Genomic DNA, 19,531 nt, shown 5'->3' with positions numbered 1-19,531 from the left:
CGTTCGTCCTGAGCCAGGATCAAACTCTCAAATTAATGATGAGTTCTAAAAAGCTCATTTAAAGTTGTTCAAAAATTTATTTGCTAGCGAATTGACTTCGCAAATGTTTGCTCTTGATTCAAGATCAAGAGACCCTACACATTTGATTCGTCGAAACTTTGTTCAGTTTTCAAAGGTCTAATTCGTTAAGTTGATTACCTCAACGCAACTATTTAAGTTTATCATCATTAATCGAACATGTCAACAACTTTTTATAAATTATTTTGAATAAACATTCAATGTAACGTTTCACATCGACCATTGTATTCATAATAATGAGTATTGTTGCATGTCGCGCTTAACGACAAGAAATATAATATCAATAATCAGAACATCGGTCAAGCTTTTTTCTCAATTAATTTCAAAAAACTTTTTTGGCTGCCTGATTACCGCAATAGACTATATTCTACGGGTTTCAAGTTAGAATTACAAGCCTTAATTTCACTATTTTTTCAATTCAACAACCTAATAACACCCAAAACGCCACTGCTTGGCAAAATGAATACGCTATACTCCGCAGTGCATAATGGTAAAACCAAACAAAAAAGTGGCACCAGCAGTTATTGATCAACAACTGCTGGTGCCACTTTAACTGTAATACCTAGAACTTACCTATTCTGCACTTGAGCTCGAACTGCTCTCACTACTACTATCATCCGTTAGTTCCGGCGCATCCGTCTTATACAAGCCTTCTGACGTCTTCCCTTTCCGCTGATGCAATAAACTCGTCTTCTTCTGCGCTTGCACGTCTTTCAAAGATTCGAGCGTCTTATTGACTTTATAGCTGTAGTCAGCAACGTTCACCTTCTTGAAGCCCTTCGGTGTGTAGAACCGTAACAGGTCACCCTGAATAACCCGATCGGACAATGATAACTGGGTCGTCACGTGGTTTTGCATCTGTTTAATGGTTTCCTTTTGCTTAGCCGTCATATTTTCAAGTTTTTGACTCGTCTTCGTATCGTAAACGGTACTGCCCACCTTGGTGTACTGTGGTGAAACAAAGTCACCATTCCGGAAGGCTACCGTTTGGTTATGGTCCTTGGACAGTAAATCGGTCCCAAATTGGACGTAACCCTTATTCTTAATACCTAACAAGTCAAAAATGGTTGGTAAGGCGTCGATTTCACCACCATACGTGTGGTTAACGCCCCCCTCGATGCCATCCGCGTGAATCATGAACGGCACCTTTTGGAACTGGGCCAAGTCGGCGTTATTGACCGACTTCTTCCCTAACAACTGGGCAATGGCTGAACGGTGATTATTCGAAATCCCGTAGTGGTCCCCGTATAAGACCAGCATACTATTCTTATACAAACCGGCCTTCTTCAGATAGCTAACAAACTCAGCAAAGGATTGGTCAAGGTAACGGGCCGTCTGAACGTAACCGTCAACTGTCGAATCGCCAGTCTTAGTCTTCGCAATCGTTTGGTTTTCTTTATCCAGCGTATACGGGTAGTGGTTGGTCAGCGTGATCAGCTTAGCGTAGAACGGCTGTGGTAACTGTTCGATATACTTCACGGAGTCCTTAAAGAAAATCTTATCCTTCAACCCGTAACCAATCGTATAGTTGGCCTTCTCTTTATAGTAAGCCGAATAGAAGAAGTAATTGTAGCCCCACGACTTATAAGCGTTGTCCCGGTTCCAGAAACTAGCCACGTCCCCGTGGAAGGCTGCCGTGGTGTAACCCTTTTGCGCTAAGATAGCTGGCGCTGCTTGGAACGTATTCGACGTCCCGTACTGGGTCATCGCTGATCCGGTCGGTAAACCGAACAACGAGTTTTCCATCATCATTTCCGCATCCGAGGTCTTCCCCTGCGCAACTTGATGATAGAAATTATCAAAGCTCAACGTGTGTTTATCATGATAAAACTTATTCAGCGTTGGCGTAACTTCTTTGCCATCCGACTTGTAATCGATCATAAACTGCTGGAAACTTTCCAAGTGAATAACGAACACGTTCTTACCCTTGGCCTTACCAAAGTACTTAATGTTCTCATCCGCCTGATTTTTCTTCAAATAGGCCAAGACACTCTTCATATCACTACTGCTGGCCTGGGCCCGAGTGGCACTTTCCTTTTCCGTCTGATAGAAACTATAACCCGCGTAAGTGTTCAACCCGAGGTACTTCACAATGTAATTATTATCAAACGTCCGCGTTAACAAGTCTGAGCGGTCGTGTTCCGACATCCCCAGGTCAACGGCAAACAGCGCGACCCCAATCATCGTTAACGTCGCCGCGTAGCGCACCTTAAACGGTCGTGGATCAATCCGAATGACTTTAAACGCCAGTAACAGGATCAGTAGCAGGACGTCCGCGTAAACTAGGAAGTCGGTCCAGTGGATAATTTGTCCCAAACTCGTCCCTAGATTATTGCTAGCCGCACCAGAACTCTTGATCACGCCGGCCGACATAAAGTCCGAGAATTCCCGGTAATACAAAATGTTGGCAAATAACCAGGTCGTCTGGATGGCATCCAGCGTCATTAACAGCCAGTATTTCAACCGTCCCCGGAAATACAGCGCAATTCCGAGTAATACGATTGCCGTTGGGAACGGGTTCAGGATCAATAGGAACTCCTGAACCGCGCCTTTAACTCCCAACGTAAATTCCGTCTTATACGCAATGTATGTCTTTAGCCAAAATAAGACGACGGTCAGGGTGAAAAAGCCGAGGGTCGTATTGACTTTCCCGACCGCGTTTTTTAAAAATTTGGGCATTGTAATTCTTCCTCCGTCATTACTAGTAACAAATCCATATTATAACGGTCGGCTAGGTGTTCGCAATCTCTTGAAAGTATCTTCAAAAATTCTTCAACAATCAGCACGGTCATAATATGGATCCATCGAAAATCATTCTTCAGTTTGGGGGAATCTTAGTTGTCAGTTAATAAATCGTACAATTCAATGGCCACCAAATCGATATTATCAAATTCAAAGGTTTGGTCAGGGTTGAATTCCTGTAAGGTGTACGTTGAAGTGGCGGGATCGAAGGCAACTTGACCGCGTTCAACGCCTTCCTTTTCAAAGCGTCGGGACTGGACTTCAGTGCTTTCAGTCGCCCGCATAGCTTCCAGTCGTTTGAGAATTGCAGATAGTTCAGATTTTTCCATTATATCAATCTCGCTCCTTAAGTTTTGTTTTTATTCTAGCAAAAAAACCAAGTAATAACACGTTTTTTCGGCAAAAGCGTCCCAGCGCGTGCATAACTACCGGCCCTCACCAGTCAGTGAGTACGGGGGTCGCTACCAAACCGGCGCGGAACCCGAACCTTAGAATTATAACAATCATCACCCGGTTATTACAATATTTGTTGGTGCGTTTTCTAATCTTTCGCCCGGCTAACAGACTGGTTAACCGCTTCTACGGCGCTCATAGAACGCCCGTACTACTCATAGTTATAATTATACTCCAACTGACTGAGGAACCGGTGAGAAGTTGTGCTAAAATTAGAACAACTTATAAATTAAAAGGAGTGTCCGCAATGTCCTTATTTCGTGAAGATTTAAACGATACGATCAGCCAGATTCAGGTTTCAACCATCCGTCAGTTCGACGAAGAAGTCAGTGCCATCCCCGACATGGTCAAATTAACGCTGGGCGAACCAGATTTCAACACGCCCGAACACGTGAAGACCGCGGCTAAGCAAGCCATTGACGACAATTGGTCGCACTACACCGGTATGGCCGGGCTTTTAGAACTACGCCAAGCCGCCGCCCACTTTCAGGAAAAGAAGTACGGTCTGCACTATGACGCCGAAGACCAGGTCTTAGTGACGGTCGGTGCGACCGAAGCGATTGCGACCGCGTTAACGACGATTTGCAACCCCGGCGACGCGATCATTGTACCCTCACCGATCTTCCCGGCCTACATTCCGATTATTCAGGAAGCCCGGGCAACGCCGCTCTTCATGGACACCGGTATTAACGACTTCGTGATCACGCCAAAAATGGTCGACGATTTCATCGCCGCCCACCCCGAGGCCAACTTTAAGGGAATTATTATGAATTATCCGAACAACCCAACCGGGGTCACCTACGTTGAAGACGAAATCAAGGCGCTGGCCGCTTGCTTTAAGCGCCATAACCTTTGGGTCGTGTCCGACGAAGTGTACAGTGAACTAACTTACGGTAGCACCCACGTTTCAATTGCCAAGTTCATCCCCGATGAAGTCGTTCTGATCAGCGGCTTATCCAAATCACACGCGATGACTGGTTGGCGAATTGGCTTCTTGTTTGCTTCCAAAGAAATGACTGCCCAAATGAAAAAAGTTCACCAGTACTACGTCACCGCCGCAACGACGATCGCCCAAAAAGCCGGCATCGAAGCGCTGACCAACGGGATTGACGATGCCATCCCAATGCGCGAAGAATACCAAGCCCGGCGCGACTTCGTTTACAAAACGATGGCGGATCTGGGCTTCAAGATTGCCCGTCCGACCGGCGCTTTCTACATCTTTGCGAAGATTCCGACCGGCTTCAATCAGGACTCGATGGCCTTTTGCAAGGACCTTGCCCATAAGAATAAGCTCGCAATCATTCCCGGAACTGGTTTCGGTTCCGAGGGTGAAGGTTACATCCGGCTCAGCTACGCAGCTAGCATGGAAAAGCTACAAAAAGCGATGGCGCGCCTAACCGCCTACATGCAGGATCCCGCTAACCGGACAAACTAGTCCGTCGTAGCGACAAAGCCTAAAAACAGGGCGTCAGTTTTTAAAACTGACGCCCTGTTTTTATTTAATCGTTAGTTTGCGAACGCGAAGGCGGCGCTCAACGATTCGGCCGTTGCTTTCGGTGTTGTCATCGCCCAGGTAATCGGGCCGAGGAGCGTTTGTGCAGCCGGCGTCCGGTAAGTCACTGTCTTGGTCTCACCAGACTGCGGGTTCGTTAGGTGCAGCTTTAAGACTGCCGTCTTAGCCGCTAAGTAGTTTGGTTGGGTCGCTCGCAACGGCCACACGGCTTCGCGGGTCACCGTCATCGGTTGCCGTTGGTTTTCCCACATCGTGGTTCGATTATTAGTGACCAAACGAACCTTGTTTTTCGTCCCCGGAATTTGGTAATCGATTGTTTTCGGTACCACCGAACGGTAGTGTTCCTGACCTTTCAGCATTAACCGAATATTTTGGTTCGCCGTGAACTTCCATTCCGCACCGAGGGTCGTGGCAATCATCCGGCGGCCATTTTGCTTGAAGGTCGCAACCAGGCACGCCCCGGCTTGGTTCGTATAACCAGTTTTTAAGCCGTCCGCGGGCACCCGCGGATCGTAAAACTTTTGGCCCTTAATGATTTGGACCGACGTCGGCACCGTATACTTATGAATCTTCACTTTTTGCTGGTTCGCAATCGTGATTACGTGCGGATACTTGTCAATCAGGTGGCGGGCGACGGTGGTGATGGCCTTGGCCGACACCATGTTCTGAGCCTGATCACTAGTTCCCTTTAAATTCAGATCGTAGTTAACTAGGTCGGTGTTGTCCAATCCGGACGCACTGACAAACGTCGCGGCGAGCCGCCACTTGTGCGCCTGCGCGTTCATCCGCTTAATAAAGGCCGCGTTACTCCCCGCAACGTATTCCCCTAAGGCGATTGCGCCGCTATTCGAAGAGCCGACCAACGTCGCTTCAAATAACTCGCGGACGGTAAACTTCTCCTTAGCGGGCATCGGCATCACCGATAACGTGGCGCTAGTTGCCATTTTGCGCACGTTTTTAGCAATCGGCACCTGGTCATCCCAACTGATTTTCTTCTGTTCAATGGCCTGCTCGACTAGGTATAACGTCATCAACTTACTGAGTGACGCAATCGGTAACTTCTCATCCGCATTTTGGGCGTACACCGCCTGCCCGGATTTAGCATCCACCACGTAGGCCGCCTTGACCTGGTCGGCCTTTTTAGCAGCCAATCCCCGTTGTGGTAAGGCCAACCCGCCGATGAGGACCAGCGCTAAGGCGACCAGTTGCCCACCGAACTTGATTTGTCTTTTGACTTCCATGAAACCTTCCCCTGTTAACTATAAGATATGTTTTAAGCCTGATCAGGCCGTTCCGCAATCGGAATCTCTTCGACCTTTTCCGGCCGCATTGCCATGGCGATCATTCCTAAGAATAAACCCAGGTAATACGTTAAAATGCGCCAAATCAACATGGCTAAAATCAGTTTACTATGGCTCGGGATAAACTTCGCGAACAGCTCCGTGAAGCCAAACTCCGCCCCGCCGGCACCGCCAGGAATCGGAAAAAGCGACGTCACCAAAAAAATCAAAACGTTCAGACTGGTCACCATGATCAGACTGATGCCGTGATACCCCATGGCCCGCATAATAAAATACGGAATCATGTAATAGAAGAACAGTTGGAAGAACGTTAACAAGCACACTTCCAATAACATGCGCCAGTCGCGGGTCATCCGCACACTTTCTTCGTAAAACGAATCAATTTTGTGGTTAATACTCGTTTGTAACGCAGCGAACTTAGCCGGCTTTAAGAACCAACCGACCGGAATCAACACGATTCGGACCGCCCGTTTCGTAAAATTATACCAATACATCACCAATAATAATCCAACAATCACCGCAAAGTGAAAGAGAAAACCTAGTAGGACATACAGCGATAAGTAACTAAGCTTGCTTGCTAAGTATTGGAACCCAATGATCATCGCCACCAGAAAATTCAAAACGACCATCGCTTGAAACACCACGAATTTCATCAACGCAACCGAACTAGCTCGGCCAACGTCAATGCCGGATTGGGCCATTACAAAAATCTGCGCGGGCTGTCCCCCCGACGCAAACGGCGTGATCCCGTTAAATAACTGTTCTGCAAGCGGTACCCGCAACGCACTCCGTAACGAATACTTGCGGTACCGGTGACGAACAAACTTTTGTACAACGATGGCTTCAAAACCGAAATACAGCCCCATACAGCCTAACGCAACTAGTAACCACCACCAGTTAAGCGTATAAATGTCGTTCATCAAGTTCGCCAACTTAACGTTTCGTAGTGAATACCACGAAATCCCAACGCCTAGCGCAACCATGATTAGTAACGACCAAATGTTTTTTCGTGACATGGCGTTACCCCTTCTCGGCTTGGTCTAAATAAAACGCATGCCAAATTTGGGCCAACCGTTCTTCCGAATAATCCTTCGCGGCGTGACGTGCTTGTTCCTGTAACGCAACTAACGCAGCTGGCGTTTGCCGCAAATAGTCAATTTGCCGTTGCATGTCGTCAACGTCGGTAGCCGCTTGGTAGTAGCCGTCGATAATTGCCCGGTACAGGTCCAAGTCACGCAAAAGGACCGGTGTTCCGCAACTAAAGGCTTCAAGCACCGACATTGGAAACAGTTCGTTATACGATGGCAATAAAAATAAATCCGCCATATTATAGTAGTCAACTAACTTTTCACGGTCAACGATTCCCGGAAATGACAAGTTAGCCGGTGGATTATCAACGACTTCCTTAAGCTGCTGATAGCCGTCCGTAATCCGGCCAAACGAAAAGCCCCCGGCCCAGATGAACTGGATATCCGGGTTTTGACGAGCTAACTTGATAAAGTCCGGCACGCCCTTACGATCCTGAATCTGACCGGTCCCGATAATCGTAAACCGGTCAGTCGCGTAGCCGTACTGGCGGCGCAGCCGTTCCCGCTTACTAGCAGTCATCTCATAAAACTCCCGCTTACTAACGAAGTTCGGGATGTAGGTGACGTCCTTTGCGGGAATCCCGTACGCCGCCAATTTTGGAATAAAGGTCGGGTTAACCACGACGATGTGATCCATTCGTTTGTAAAACGAGATCAAGTAATGGTTAAAGACGGCTTGAAACGGCCGTGGCAATTTCAAGCTTCCTTCCAAGGTTTCGGGTAAGAAGTGAACGTAACCAATTTTTCGACCGCGGTTCGGCATGAACGTTGACAAATAGAATTGCGGGTTAACCGTATGGTAGTGTGAAATGGCCGAGCGACCGTAACGATTGACTTTAACGTTGAACTCGTCGTGCCAATGGGTCTTTAATAACCGCATTAGTTCGAGGTAAGCACTGCCGACCCCCTGACCCTTAACCGAGTCAGCCTTCGAAAACATGGTAATGTTTAACATAATTCGTCCCCTTAATTGCTGATATCCGCCGACTTGTCAGCCGTTTCCGAATAGGCCAGCTGGACATCCTGATAATAATTGATCACCCGCTTACCGAAGTACTCCGCTGAAATCTGGTATAACTTCTTTTGGCGGGGCTTCGGATCATCAAAAGTATGCGGGTGCTGCAGGTAGCGGACCACGTCTTTGACCAACCCCGCCTTAGTCGTAAAAGTCGTTCCTAACGACGGGTCGTCTAGTAGCTGGTCGGTATACGGTCCGGCCGCCACGACGTTTTTTAACCCGGCCGCCATGGCTTCAATGTAAGTCAACCCTTGTGATTCGGAATGCGAAGCCGAAACAAACAGGTCGGCCATTTGATAATAGTTATAAACTTCATCGTTATCGATTTCACCGGTAAACTGGACGTGGTCACTTAAGCCCGCGTCCTTGACCTGATTTTCCAGCGTTTCACGGGCCGGGCCATCGCCAACAATCAGTAACTGGGTCGCGGGAACCTGGTCGATAATGGCGGGCAAGGCCGCGATGACCTCGTGAATGTTCTTTTCATAAGCTAACCGACTCAGCGACAGCAAAACCGGCGTGTCGGCTGCGTAGCCCAACTGTTCACGGTAATCGGTAGTCGGTGTCTGTTCGTACTGGTTTACGTCGATCCCGGTTGGGATGATCCGAATCGGCGCCTTAACGCCGTAACCCTTCAAGGTCTTAGAAACCCGGTGACTTGGTGCTACAATACCGTTTAGATGGTAACAATAAGCCCGGGTGGCCTCCTTGACGTGGTACGGCTTCAACAGTTTGCCATTAGCAATGTAGTGTAAGTAGTCCTCATACATCGTGTGGTACGTATGGATGCAAGGAATCTTCAACTGCTTGGCCACGAACTTACCAATCATCCCCATTGAAAATTCGGTTTGGGTATGGACAATGTCTAACCCCAAGTCCTTCGCCACTTGGTAGGCCTTAAATAGCCCCCGAATGGCGATCCGCCGATCCGTAAACGAGACGAACGGAATACTCGTAAAACGAAAAATGTTCCGCTCATAAATATTCTTATCAACGTGGGGATCGGTCGTTGTAAAGATATACACCTGGTGACCCGCACGTTCCAGTTGATTGCGCAGCACCTTAATCGACGTGGCAACCCCACTCACCTGTGGATAATAGGTATCTGTAAATATCCCGATGTTCACGACATGTCTCCCCCTTAGTTTCTAAGCCAGTGGTGTTGAACCGGCGTATCTCGCGCAAATGCGCACGTTCCGTTAATGCCTAATTATAACAATTATATTGGTTCGCTATGATAGTTGCAAATAATCTTAATGGAAATTAAGGGTTCGTGGCAAAATGATGATGAACACGGCGCCCCGTTTTTAACCACCAAAAAAAGCCTAGCACGCTAACGCGTAACCAGGCTTTAATTTTGATGAATTAATTAAAAACGTTCTTTTCAACTAATTCTTTAACTTCTTCGTTAGTGACACATTCGTTGATAGCCTTGTCAGCTAACTTAGCCATTTCCGTCGTGTCGATCTTCTTCATTAAGGAACGCGTCTTCAAGACGGAGGTTGCACTCATTGAGAATTCATCCAAACCTAAGCCCATTAATAATGGCACGGCGATTTGGTCCCCAGCAACTTCCCCACACATCCCGGTAAACTTACCGTTAGCATGGGCGGCATCGATCACGTGCTTGATCAAGCGTAACAACGATGGGTTGTATGGTTGATACAAGTAGGAAACGTGTTCGTTACCACGATCGGCCGCGAAGGAGTATTGAATCAAGTCGTTGGTCCCAATACTAAAGAAGTCAACTTCCTTAGCAAATTGGTCGGCTAAAATAGCCGCGGCTGGAATTTCAATCATGATCCCAAGCTTAATGTCGTCCGCAACCGGCGTACCGGCCGCAACCAACTTCGCTTTTTCTTCTTCGAAGATGTGCTTAGCTTGACGGAACTCGTCCAAGGTGGCGATCATTGGGAACATAATCCGCAATTGACCGTAGTGTGACGCCCGTAATAAGGCCCGTAATTGTGTCCGGAAAATGTCATCGCGATCAAGCGAAATCCGGATCGCCCGGTAACCTAAGAACGGGTTCATTTCGTCAGGTAATGGTAAGTAAGGCAAGTGCTTGTCGCCACCAATATCCATGGTCCGAACAATCACTGGCTTACCTTGCATGCCTTCGACAACCTTCTTGTAGGCTTCGAATTGAGTATCTTCGTCCGGTAATTCCGCACTATTCATGTAAAGGAATTCGGAACGGAATAACCCGATGGCTTCGGAACCAGCATCCAAGACCCCTTGCATATCGTCAGGCGTCCCAATGTTAGAAGCAAGTTCGAAGTGCTTACCATCTTTAGAAACGGTCGCTTCGTTCTTTAACTTCGCCCATTCTGCTTTTTGTTCAACGAAGTCCTTGGCCTTTTGTTGGTAGTCCGCCTTTTCGGCATCGCTAGGCTTGACCAAGGCAGAACCATTGATCCCGTCTAGGACGATTGTGTCGCCTTCAGCAATGTCAGTCGTAGCGGTTTCAGACCCAACAACCGCAGGAATTTCAAGGGTCCGTGACATGATGGCGGAATGACTCGTCCGACCACCAATGTCGGTAATGAATCCCTTAACGTACTTACGATCAAGTTGTGCCGTATCACTAGGCGTTAAGTCGTGGGCAACCACGACAACTTCGGAGTTGATAAGTGCAGGACTTGGCAACGTTACACCAAGCAAGTGACTCATCACCCGCTTCGTGACGTCACGAATATCACCCGCACGTTCTTGCATATATGCATTATCCGTCATTGCTTCGAACATTGAAATGAAAGTATCGGTAACTTCCTTCAAGGCTTCTTCGGCGTTGACTTTATCATCCTTAATCTTCGTCTCGATTTGGCCCAACATTTCTGGGTCGGACAAGATCGTAATGTGAGCTTCAAAGACTTCCGCTTCTTCTTCACCCAAGTTTTCAACTGCTTTGTCTTTAATGACTTGCAGTTCAGCCTTGGAAGCATCAAAAGCGTCGTGTAACCGTTTGACTTCGGCGTCAACGTTGGCAACCGTCGTCTTTTCGAATGACAAATCTGGATCAACTAGCATATAGGCCTTAGCAATCGCGATACCATCACTGGCAGCGATTCCTTTCAGTACCTTTTCAGCCATTATTCAGATAAGCCTTCTTTCTTCATAGTTTCAGCTAAAGCAGCGATGGCGTCGGCTTCGTCGGCACCTTCGGCAGAAATCGTCACGTCAGCATCTTTACCAACACCAAGGGACATAACCCCCATGATTGACTTCAAGTTAACTGACTTGTCTTGGTATTGCAACGTAATTTCGGAATTGAACTTACTTGCTGATTGTACCAACAAAGTTGCGGGACGTGCGTGGATACCTGTGTCTGCGATTACGTGAAATTCTTTCTTTTCCATAACTATTCGATCTCCTTCAAGATGTAAAGTTTAAAATTGGCCCGAGCGATTCGAGTTGCCGCCAACACGTCTCCTCTAGAGGCCCTTACTAATAGATGATAGCAATTATCCAATTAAAATACAAGCCCTTTCATTCGAGCCGAACCCATTAATTGGTAGCCTTATCATCCTTATCAAAATGGTAAACGACGTGGCCGTCCAGATCCGCCATACCAATAATTCGTTTGCGGTATTCGTAGGCCATGTACGCATCGTGAAACGCCATGAAATTTTCCGGGTCGACGCTAAAGCTCTCGCGCTTGCCCGTTCGTAAGTCTTCCATTAACTGTGAATAGTCGGGTGCCAAACTGTCGCCTCCTTCACCAGCGTAATTTATTGCGACTAACTATTAATAATTTCATTTCAAGCCGTTCGTTCGCTCAACGACTTGGTGTGCTGCCAAGGTCATAACCGTGCGCTTTCAGCGCTGATGACCCCTTTTAACATCAAAACTGGTCAGTCCTTTGCCATGCAAAAACACCGCTTTGTACTATAATATAGACAGACGGCACGGCGGGTACCGGACGCGACTAGAGTTTTAATATACAACTAATCCCGGTTGCTGACAAGCTATCCGCCGCGGCTAGCCGAACTTCTCGGAAATGGCTAAACCGTTAATGGTAACGGTTGAATTGGTTACTAAGTTAAGTGCTCACCCACGCTGAGACTTTTAACTTGCAACCAGGGTTAAAATCGCTATACTAATAGTCAAAGGTCAACAAAGGTCAAAGAGCTTTTGAACCTTTAACTAATTTCCTAATCGATTTAGTTATATTTCTGATGCGAAAGGTGTGTGACAGCATAATGCTTTGTGACAATTGCCATAAGAACGAAGCGACGATTCATCTCTATACGAACGTCAACGGTCAGCGGCGACAAATCAACCTTTGCCAAAATTGCTATCAACTGCTCAAGAATCAGGAACAGCAACCAAATAATGGCGTTGGAGGTACTAATATGGCACAAGATCCATTCGGTTTCGGCGGACTGGACGACATTTTCCGTGCGATGCAAGGTGGCGGCGTCAACCCAGACGACGCTTACCGGCAACAGCAACAAACGCCACCGACCCAACCTGCTGGTCCTAACGGGGGCGGCAATCGCCGTGGTAATCGCGGCGGTGGCTTACTCGGTCAATACGGCTACAACTTGACGCAACAAGCCAAGCAAGGCAAGATCGACCCCGTTATCGGCCGCGACAACGAAATCAACCGGGTCATCGAAATCTTGAACCGGCGGACGAAGAACAATCCGGTTTTGATTGGTGAAGCCGGGGTTGGTAAAACGGCGGTCGTGGAAGGCTTAGCTCAAAAGATCGTTTCGGGCGAAGTTCCGCAGAAACTATTAAATAAAGAAATTATCCGTTTAGACGTGGCTTCCCTAGTTCAAGGAACCGGGATCCGCGGGCAATTCGAACAACGGATGCAACAATTGATGAAAGAGGTTCAATCGAACCCGAACATCGTGCTTTTCATTGATGAAATTCACGAAATTATGGGTGCTGGTAACGCCGAGGGTGGCATGGACGCCGGTAACGTCTTAAAGCCAGCCCTCGCCCGTGGTGATTTCCAACTCGTCGGTGCGACGACCTTAAACGAATACCGCGACATTGAAAAAGACGCGGCCCTCGCTCGGCGGTTCCAACCGGTAACTGTCAACGAACCGAGCGTGGAAGAATCAATTAAGATTCTCAAGGGTATTCAAAAGAAATATGAGGATTATCACCACGTGAAGTACAATGCCGACGCAATCGACGCGGCGGTCACCCTGTCGAACCGTTACATCCAAGACCGCTTCCTTCCTGACAAGGCGATTGACCTATTGGATGAGGCCGGCTCACGTAAGAACCTGACCTTAAAGACCGTTGATCCAAAGACGATTCAGGAAAAAATCGACGCGGCTGAACAGCAAAAACAGGACGCCCTTAAAAAGGAAGACTACGAAAAGGCCGCCTACTACCGCGACCAAGTGGCGAAGTTAGAAAAAGCTAAACCGGATGAAAATTCGGGTAACCAAGCGGCTGACACGGCCACCGTTACGGTTGAAGACATGCAACAAATCGTCGAAGAAAAGACCAACATTCCGGTTGGTGATTTGCAAGCGAAGGAACAAGCTCAGATGAAGACCTTGGCCCCCGACCTTGAAAGTCACGTTATTGGTCAGAACCAGGCCGTTGAAGCGGTCGCGCGGGCCATTCGCCGGAACCGCATCGGTCTGAACGGAACTGGCCGGCCAATCGGTTCGTTCATGTTCGTTGGCCCGACCGGGGTCGGTAAAACAGAACTAGCTAAGCAACTGGCTAAGGAACTCTTTGGTTCCGAGGACGCCATGATTCGCTTTGACATGAGTGAATACATGGAACCGCACTCAGTGGCCAAATTGATCGGGTCACCGCCTGGCTACGTCGGCTACGAGGAAGCCGGTCAACTGACTGAAAAAGTTCGCCGCCACCCTTATAGCCTGGTCTTATTAGATGAAATCGAAAAGGCCCATCCGGACGTCATGCACATGTTCCTACAAATTCTTGACGATGGGCGCCTGACCGATTCACAAGGTCGCACCGTCAGCTTCAAGGATACGATCATTATCATGACGTCAAACGCCGGGACCGGCGACAGTGAAGCTAACGTTGGTTTCGGGGCCGCTGCTGAAGGCAAGACCCACGACATCACCTCGCGGCTGACCGACTACTTCAAGCCGGAATTCCTCAACCGTTTTGACGACATCATCCAGTTCAACGCCTTATCCAAGGCCAACTTGATGAAGATCGTTGACTTGATGATTGGTGACGTCAACGCCATGTTGGCTAACCAGGGCTTACACGTTCACGTAACCGAACCAGTGGAAGAAAAACTGGTCGACCTCGGCTACAATCCAGAAATGGGTGCGCGGCCACTTCGGCGGGTCATTCAAGAACAGATTGAAGACCGCATCGCCGACTTCTACCTGGATCACGGCGACGTTAAGAACATGGTTGCCAAGGTCGAAGACGGTAAAATTACGTTGAAAGCCGAAAGCAATTCCGATACAACTGAATAACAGCAGCTAAAAAAATGGTGAGACCACCCGCTGATAAAGCGGTGGTCCCACCATTTTTTGTCGCTTTTTTACCCGGACCCCGTTACGGGTCACAGTTAGACTTGTAAGCTATTTAAGCGGTTCGCGAGGTTATGAGCTGAAGGCGTGGCTAACGATGCTTCTAATTGGTTATCAACCCGCTTCATCCATTCAGTGCCCTTCTGCGTCAGCGTCAACACCCGCAAGCGCCGGTCTTCTTGAATCGGTTGGCTCATTAACCAGCCGTTATCGATCAACGCACCAATGTTTTGTGCCAACGAAGCCTTAGCAACCGTTAACGCGTTAGCGACTTCGCCAATCTGGACACCGGGGTGCTGTTGAACGTAAACTAAAATGCGCAGTTCGTTCAACTTCAAACCGGTTGCCTTGGCCCACTTGGTCGTTAACGACTTGAGGTCCCGTTCTAAATGCATGATATCCAAAATATAATTAATTGGTTGTTGCATACGAATACATCCTTTCCGTTAAGCTTCAGTAAGGTGACCCCTCTGCCAAACGGTGGGACCGCCGTACCCAGTTGAAGTTATCCACTAACCGTATCAACTGGTCAACGTAACCAAACCATTGATTTAACCAAATGATTGGTCCGGTTAGCTAACTTCACTAGCAATATAATTATTACACAAACACAATATTTATACAATTAATGTTTACCCCTAGTCAGCACTTTTTTAATCGTTTTCATACGGTTAACCCCGCGCGCCCCTAGCACAAAAAAGCTCAACCCCGAAACATCCGTTTCAAGGCTGAGCTAGTTTTGTTTTCTATTAACCGTTAATCAAGCCGGCATCGACGGCGCGTTGCGTGTACATGGCAACTTCGTCTTCGCTGGCCCGGATAAAGTGACCGGGAGCAATTTCAACCATCCGGCGCTTCTTATCATCCTTTTCCCGTGATTCATCATACGGTACTTGAATTCGGTTCCGTTCAAATTCCGGGTCCGGAACCGGTACGGCCGAAATCAAGCTCTTGGTGTAGGCGTGCAGCGGGTGGTTATAAACTTCATCCGCCGGCCCGATTTCCAAAATCTTACCGTAATGCATGACACCGATCCGGTCACTGATGTACTTGACCATGGATAAGTCGTGGGCAATGAACAGGTAGGTTAAGTTCTGCTTGACCTGCAACTCCTTCAGCAGGTTGACCACTTGGGCCTGAATCGAAACGTCCAGGGCGGAGATCGGTTCATCAGCGATGATGAACTTAGGTTCCACTGCTAAGGCCCGGGCGATCCCGATCCGTTGCCGTTGCCCACCAGAGAATTCGTGGGGGTAGCGACTGGAGTGGTCCTTATTCAAGCCAACCGTTTCCAGTAAGTCCTCAACCTGTTTCGTCCGGTCAGCATCGTCCTTGGCCAACCCATGGATATCAATTCCTTCGGCAACAATATCCTTGACCTTCATCCGCGGATTCAACGACGCGTACGGGTCTTGGAAAATCATTTGAATCTGACGGCGGAACGCGTGCATTTGCTTCTTGGTATGCAACTTGGACACGTCCTGACCATTAAAAATGATTTCACCGGAAGTTGGTTCGTATAAGTGAATGATGGCCCGTCCGGCGGTAGTCTTCCCCGAACCGGATTCACCAACTAGGCCAAAGGTTTCGCCTTCGTAAATGTCAAAGGAGACGTCGTCAACGGCCCGAACTTCATCGCGCTTGCCAACGTTAAAGTACTGCTTTAAATGATGGACTTCTAAAATTTTCTTACGTGCATCAGGCATGTGTCATCACTCCTTTGAGTCAGAATTTGAAATTGGCGCTTTCGGCTTTTGCATCGCTGCGAACTTCTTTTGCCGCCGCACGATTTCAGCGGGGGGCGTCACTTTCGGTGCGTCCGGATGCAATAACCAGGTCGCGGCGTAGTGGGTGTCGGAAACCTTAAAGAACGGCGGTTCCTTCTCCGTATCGATTTTCATTGCGTAGTCACTACGAGCCGCAAACGCGTCACCAACCGGTGGATCCAATAAGTCGGGGGGCGTTCCGGGAATCGCCCGTAACGAACCACTGGCCGTGTCCAAGGTCGGCATGGAGTTCAGTAAGCCCCAAGTATACGGGTGTTGCGGGTTGAAGAAGATTTCATCGACCGTCCCGTATTCCACAATTTTACCGGCGTACATCACGGCAACCCGGTCGGCCATCCCGGCAACCACCCCTAAGTCGTGGGTGATAAAGATGATCGAGGTATCAATCCGATTTTGCAAGTCCTTCATCAGGTCCAAAATCTGGGCCTGAATCGTTACGTCCAACGCGGTGGTTGGTTCATCGGCGATCAGAACTTCCGGGTAGCACACTAACGCAATCGCAATCACGATCCGTTGGCGCATCCCACCAGAAAATTGGTACGGGTAGTCGTTGATCCGGCCTTCCGGATCGGTAATCCCAACTAACTTCAACATTTCCAAGGCTTGCGCAATGGCTTCCTTTTTCTTTAAGCCCTTATGCTTCATTAACGGTTCGGCAATTTGCATCCCAATCCGCATCGTCGGGTCCAGCGAGGTCATCGGATCTTGGAAAATCATCGCGATATCCTTCCCACGAATGTGTTGCATGTCCTTTTCCGACTTTTTAATGATGTCTTCGCCGTGGAACATGATCGAGCCCTTTTTAATTTCGGCGTTTGGCGCCAATAAGCCCATTAACGACCGGGTCGTCACCGACTTACCGGAACCGGACTCACCCACGATGGCCAAAGTTTCACCCTTACGGAGGTCAAAACTAACGTCGCGAATGGCCTTAACTTCGCCCGCGTAGGTGTGGAAATTAATTTCCAAATCACGAACTTCAATAATATTTTCTGGATTTTTCATCAATTTGCCACCCTCCTAACGTTTGGACTTCGGATCAAACGCATCGCGCATCCCATCACCTAAGAGGTTGAAGGCTAACATCAATACGATCAATACGATTGCCGGGTACCACATCTGGTACGGTAAGAATTGGAAGTTCTTTTGCCCGTCGGAAATCAACGTCCCTAACGAAGCCTGTGGTGAACTAATCCCAATCCCGATATAACTTAAGAACGCTTCGAAGAAGATCGCACTTGGAATCGTGAACATCGTTTGAATGATGATGACACTTGAGAGGTTAGGTAACAAGTGTTTCCAAGCAATCTTCGGTGCAGATTCACCCAGCGTCCGGGCCGCTAAAATAAAGTCCTGGTTTTTCAGCTGCAGGGTCTGCGCCCGGGTCAGCCGTGCCATCGTCGTCCACCCGGTAATCGCGATGGCGGCGATGATTGAAGCCATCCCGGTCTTCGTGAAGGCCGTGGCCATCAGCACCATGACAACCAGTTGTGGAATGGACGAGAGGATTTCAATCACACGTTGCATGAATAAATCGACTCGCCCACCTTTCCAACCGGATATGATCCCGAACCCGACCCCGATCGTCAAGTCAATCAAGGTGGCAATCAGCGCAATTTCAAGTGAAATCCGCGTCCCGTACATGATTCGCGCTAACAAATCACGACCCAAGTAATCGGTCCCGAGGACGTAATGCACGTCCTTACCGGCACCAGCCGCGGCGTAGGCGTCGACGTCCTTACCAGATTGCTTGAGGTGGCCGTTAAAGCCGTACAGGTCAACGCCCTTAATTTTTGGTGGTAAGTTAGCGTACTTCGGTTGTTGGGCATTCGGGTCATGATGATAAACGGCCTGGCCCCCGAAGGCCACTAGAAACATCAGCACAAGGATGATGAAACTGGTAAAGGCCGTCTTATTTGACTTTAACCGGCGCCAAACGTCCTGGCCGAAAGTCAGTGACGGGGCGGCAATTCGTTCATTGTCGGGACCCGCTTGCTGATCTAACGGCTCGAAGTCGCCGGGTTTGATTGCGATATCTTTTGGATTATCTGCCATTAACTAGTCCCCATTTCCACTTAAACGAATCCGCGGATCAATAATTCCGTAGACAATGTCGGTCAATAATAATAGTAAGCATAACAGTGCGGAGTAGAAAATCGTTACCCCCATGATGGTTGGGTAGTCGTTAACTAAGATTGATTTAACGAATTGTTCCCCAATCCCGGGTACCGAGAAAATATTTTCAACAACCATCGAACCGGTCATCAAGGCCGCGGCCAGCGGACCAATCAGGGTGACCATTGGGATCAAGCTATTCCGCAAAGCGTGGTGGTAAACGATGCCGAACTTCGAAAGTCCCTTGGCGCGGGCCAGTTCGATGTAGTCCGAACTCAGCACGTCCACCATGTCGGTCCGGATGAAGCGGGCCGTTTCGGCTAACGGACTAGCGGCTAAGGCCAACGTTGGTAAGATCGTGTAGGCGAACCCTTCCCAACCGGCAACTGGGAACCAGCCGGTCTTTAAGCCCAGGTAGTACTGGAGTAAGATCGCCAAAACGAAACTTGGCACCGCGATGCCGAGAATCGACAGGATGGTTGCCAACCGGTCGGCCCAAGTGTCCTTGCGGATTGCCCCGATGGCCCCCAGGATAATCCCGAAGATGATCCCGACAACTAGCGCCTGACCACCTAATTGCATCGACGGTCCCATCCGGCTACCGATTAAGTAGCTAACGGCTTGGTCGGAAAATTGGAAGGATAGTCCCAAGCTCCCTTTGAAAATGCCGCCGATGTAGATGAAGTATTGGAGCCAAACCGGCTTATCCAAGCCGTACTGTGCCAAAATGGCAGCTCGCTCACTCGGCGTCAGCTTGGCTTCGTTTTGAAGCGGCGTCCCGGGCATTAGTTTCATCAAGAAGAACGTGGCGGTCGCCACAATGAATAATGTCAGGAACAAGTAAAATATCCGCTTTAAAAGATATTTTCTCATTAGAATTCCTCGCATTCTATTAAATTCGCCTTAAAAAATAATGACATCTCTGATTATAAAACAAAACGG

Annotated in this window: 16 protein-coding genes; 2 read left to right on the top strand and 14 right to left on the bottom strand. The window is 48.5% G+C overall.

Annotated features, from left to right (window positions below):
• Positions 1-651 precede the first annotated feature (651 nt).
• The gene (locus FFM82_RS10705; RefSeq protein ID WP_137645815.1) at positions 652-2,757 is read right to left on the bottom strand and encodes an LTA synthase family protein; all 2,106 of its coding nucleotides are present in this window, start codon (positions 2,755-2,757) and stop codon (positions 652-654) included.
• Positions 2,758-2,912: 155 nt separating this feature from the next.
• Complete coding sequence (locus FFM82_RS10700; RefSeq protein WP_137645814.1) at positions 2,913-3,149, bottom strand: YkuJ family protein; 237 nt, start codon at positions 3,147-3,149, stop codon at positions 2,913-2,915.
• A 371-nt stretch (positions 3,150-3,520) separates the two neighbouring features.
• Here FFM82_RS10700 and FFM82_RS10695 point away from each other — a divergent pair, with 371 nt between their 5' ends.
• Positions 3,521-4,708 carry a pyridoxal phosphate-dependent aminotransferase gene (locus FFM82_RS10695; RefSeq protein ID WP_137645813.1) on the top strand — a complete coding sequence of 396 codons (1,188 nt, stop codon included), beginning with the start codon at positions 3,521-3,523 and terminating at the stop codon, positions 4,706-4,708.
• A gap of 71 nt (positions 4,709-4,779) precedes the next feature.
• Here FFM82_RS10695 and FFM82_RS10690 read toward each other — a convergent pair whose 3' ends face one another.
• The 7 genes from FFM82_RS10690 to ykzS all read right to left on the bottom strand — a co-directional run bounded on the left by FFM82_RS10690 (position 4,780) and on the right by ykzS (position 11,898).
• A complete protein-coding gene (locus FFM82_RS10690) occupies positions 4,780-6,027 on the bottom strand; it encodes a D-alanyl-D-alanine carboxypeptidase family protein (protein WP_137645812.1) in 1,248 nt (415 codons plus the stop codon).
• 32 nt (positions 6,028-6,059) lie between these two features.
• Positions 6,060-7,103 carry a lysylphosphatidylglycerol synthase transmembrane domain-containing protein gene (locus FFM82_RS10685; protein WP_137645811.1) on the bottom strand — a complete coding sequence of 348 codons (1,044 nt, stop codon included), beginning with the start codon at positions 7,101-7,103 and terminating at the stop codon, positions 6,060-6,062.
• Between the two features lie 4 nt (positions 7,104-7,107).
• Positions 7,108-8,130 (bottom strand): glycosyltransferase family 4 protein, encoded by a 1,023-nt coding sequence (locus FFM82_RS10680; protein WP_137645810.1) that lies wholly within the window; start codon positions 8,128-8,130, stop codon positions 7,108-7,110.
• Between the two features lie 11 nt (positions 8,131-8,141).
• Positions 8,142-9,320, bottom strand: coding sequence for a glycosyltransferase family 4 protein (locus FFM82_RS10675; RefSeq protein WP_137645809.1), 1,179 nt, complete (start codon positions 9,318-9,320; stop codon positions 8,142-8,144).
• Positions 9,321-9,558: 238 nt separating this feature from the next.
• The gene (gene ptsP / locus FFM82_RS10670) at positions 9,559-11,286 is read right to left on the bottom strand and encodes a phosphoenolpyruvate--protein phosphotransferase (protein WP_137645808.1); all 1,728 of its coding nucleotides are present in this window, start codon (positions 11,284-11,286) and stop codon (positions 9,559-9,561) included.
• Complete coding sequence (locus FFM82_RS10665) at positions 11,286-11,552, bottom strand: phosphocarrier protein HPr (RefSeq protein WP_057705283.1); 267 nt, start codon at positions 11,550-11,552, stop codon at positions 11,286-11,288. The genes ptsP and FFM82_RS10665 overlap by 1 nt, the downstream gene beginning before the upstream one ends.
• Before the next feature lie 148 nt (positions 11,553-11,700).
• The gene (gene ykzS, locus FFM82_RS10660) at positions 11,701-11,898 is read right to left on the bottom strand and encodes a protein YkzS (RefSeq protein ID WP_137645807.1); all 198 of its coding nucleotides are present in this window, start codon (positions 11,896-11,898) and stop codon (positions 11,701-11,703) included.
• A 497-nt stretch (positions 11,899-12,395) separates the two neighbouring features.
• Here ykzS and FFM82_RS10655 point away from each other — a divergent pair, with 497 nt between their 5' ends.
• Positions 12,396-14,630 carry an ATP-dependent Clp protease ATP-binding subunit gene (locus FFM82_RS10655; RefSeq protein ID WP_137645806.1) on the top strand — a complete coding sequence of 745 codons (2,235 nt, stop codon included), beginning with the start codon at positions 12,396-12,398 and terminating at the stop codon, positions 14,628-14,630.
• A gap of 95 nt (positions 14,631-14,725) precedes the next feature.
• On the opposite strand, the gene FFM82_RS10650 is transcribed toward FFM82_RS10655, so the two are convergent.
• The 5 genes from FFM82_RS10650 to opp3b form a co-directional block, all read right to left on the bottom strand.
• Complete coding sequence (locus FFM82_RS10650; RefSeq protein WP_137645805.1) at positions 14,726-15,115, bottom strand: MarR family winged helix-turn-helix transcriptional regulator; 390 nt, start codon at positions 15,113-15,115, stop codon at positions 14,726-14,728.
• 321 nt (positions 15,116-15,436) lie between these two features.
• Complete coding sequence (locus FFM82_RS10645) at positions 15,437-16,393, bottom strand: ABC transporter ATP-binding protein (protein ID WP_137645804.1); 957 nt, start codon at positions 16,391-16,393, stop codon at positions 15,437-15,439.
• A gap of 6 nt (positions 16,394-16,399) precedes the next feature.
• Positions 16,400-17,479 carry an ABC transporter ATP-binding protein gene (locus FFM82_RS10640; RefSeq protein WP_137645816.1) on the bottom strand — a complete coding sequence of 360 codons (1,080 nt, stop codon included), beginning with the start codon at positions 17,477-17,479 and terminating at the stop codon, positions 16,400-16,402.
• A 15-nt stretch (positions 17,480-17,494) separates the two neighbouring features.
• Positions 17,495-18,529 (bottom strand): ABC transporter permease, encoded by a 1,035-nt coding sequence (locus FFM82_RS10635; RefSeq protein WP_137645803.1) that lies wholly within the window; start codon positions 18,527-18,529, stop codon positions 17,495-17,497.
• 3 nt (positions 18,530-18,532) lie between these two features.
• Positions 18,533-19,462 carry an oligopeptide ABC transporter permease gene (gene opp3b / locus FFM82_RS10630; protein WP_137645802.1) on the bottom strand — a complete coding sequence of 310 codons (930 nt, stop codon included), beginning with the start codon at positions 19,460-19,462 and terminating at the stop codon, positions 18,533-18,535.
• Between the last annotated feature and the right edge of the window lie 69 nt (positions 19,463-19,531).

The organism is Lactiplantibacillus plajomi, from assembly GCF_005405405.1.
GTDB lineage: Bacteria > Bacillota > Bacilli > Lactobacillales > Lactobacillaceae > Lactiplantibacillus > Lactiplantibacillus plajomi.
This window is presented reverse-complemented; position numbering and strand designations above follow the sequence as displayed.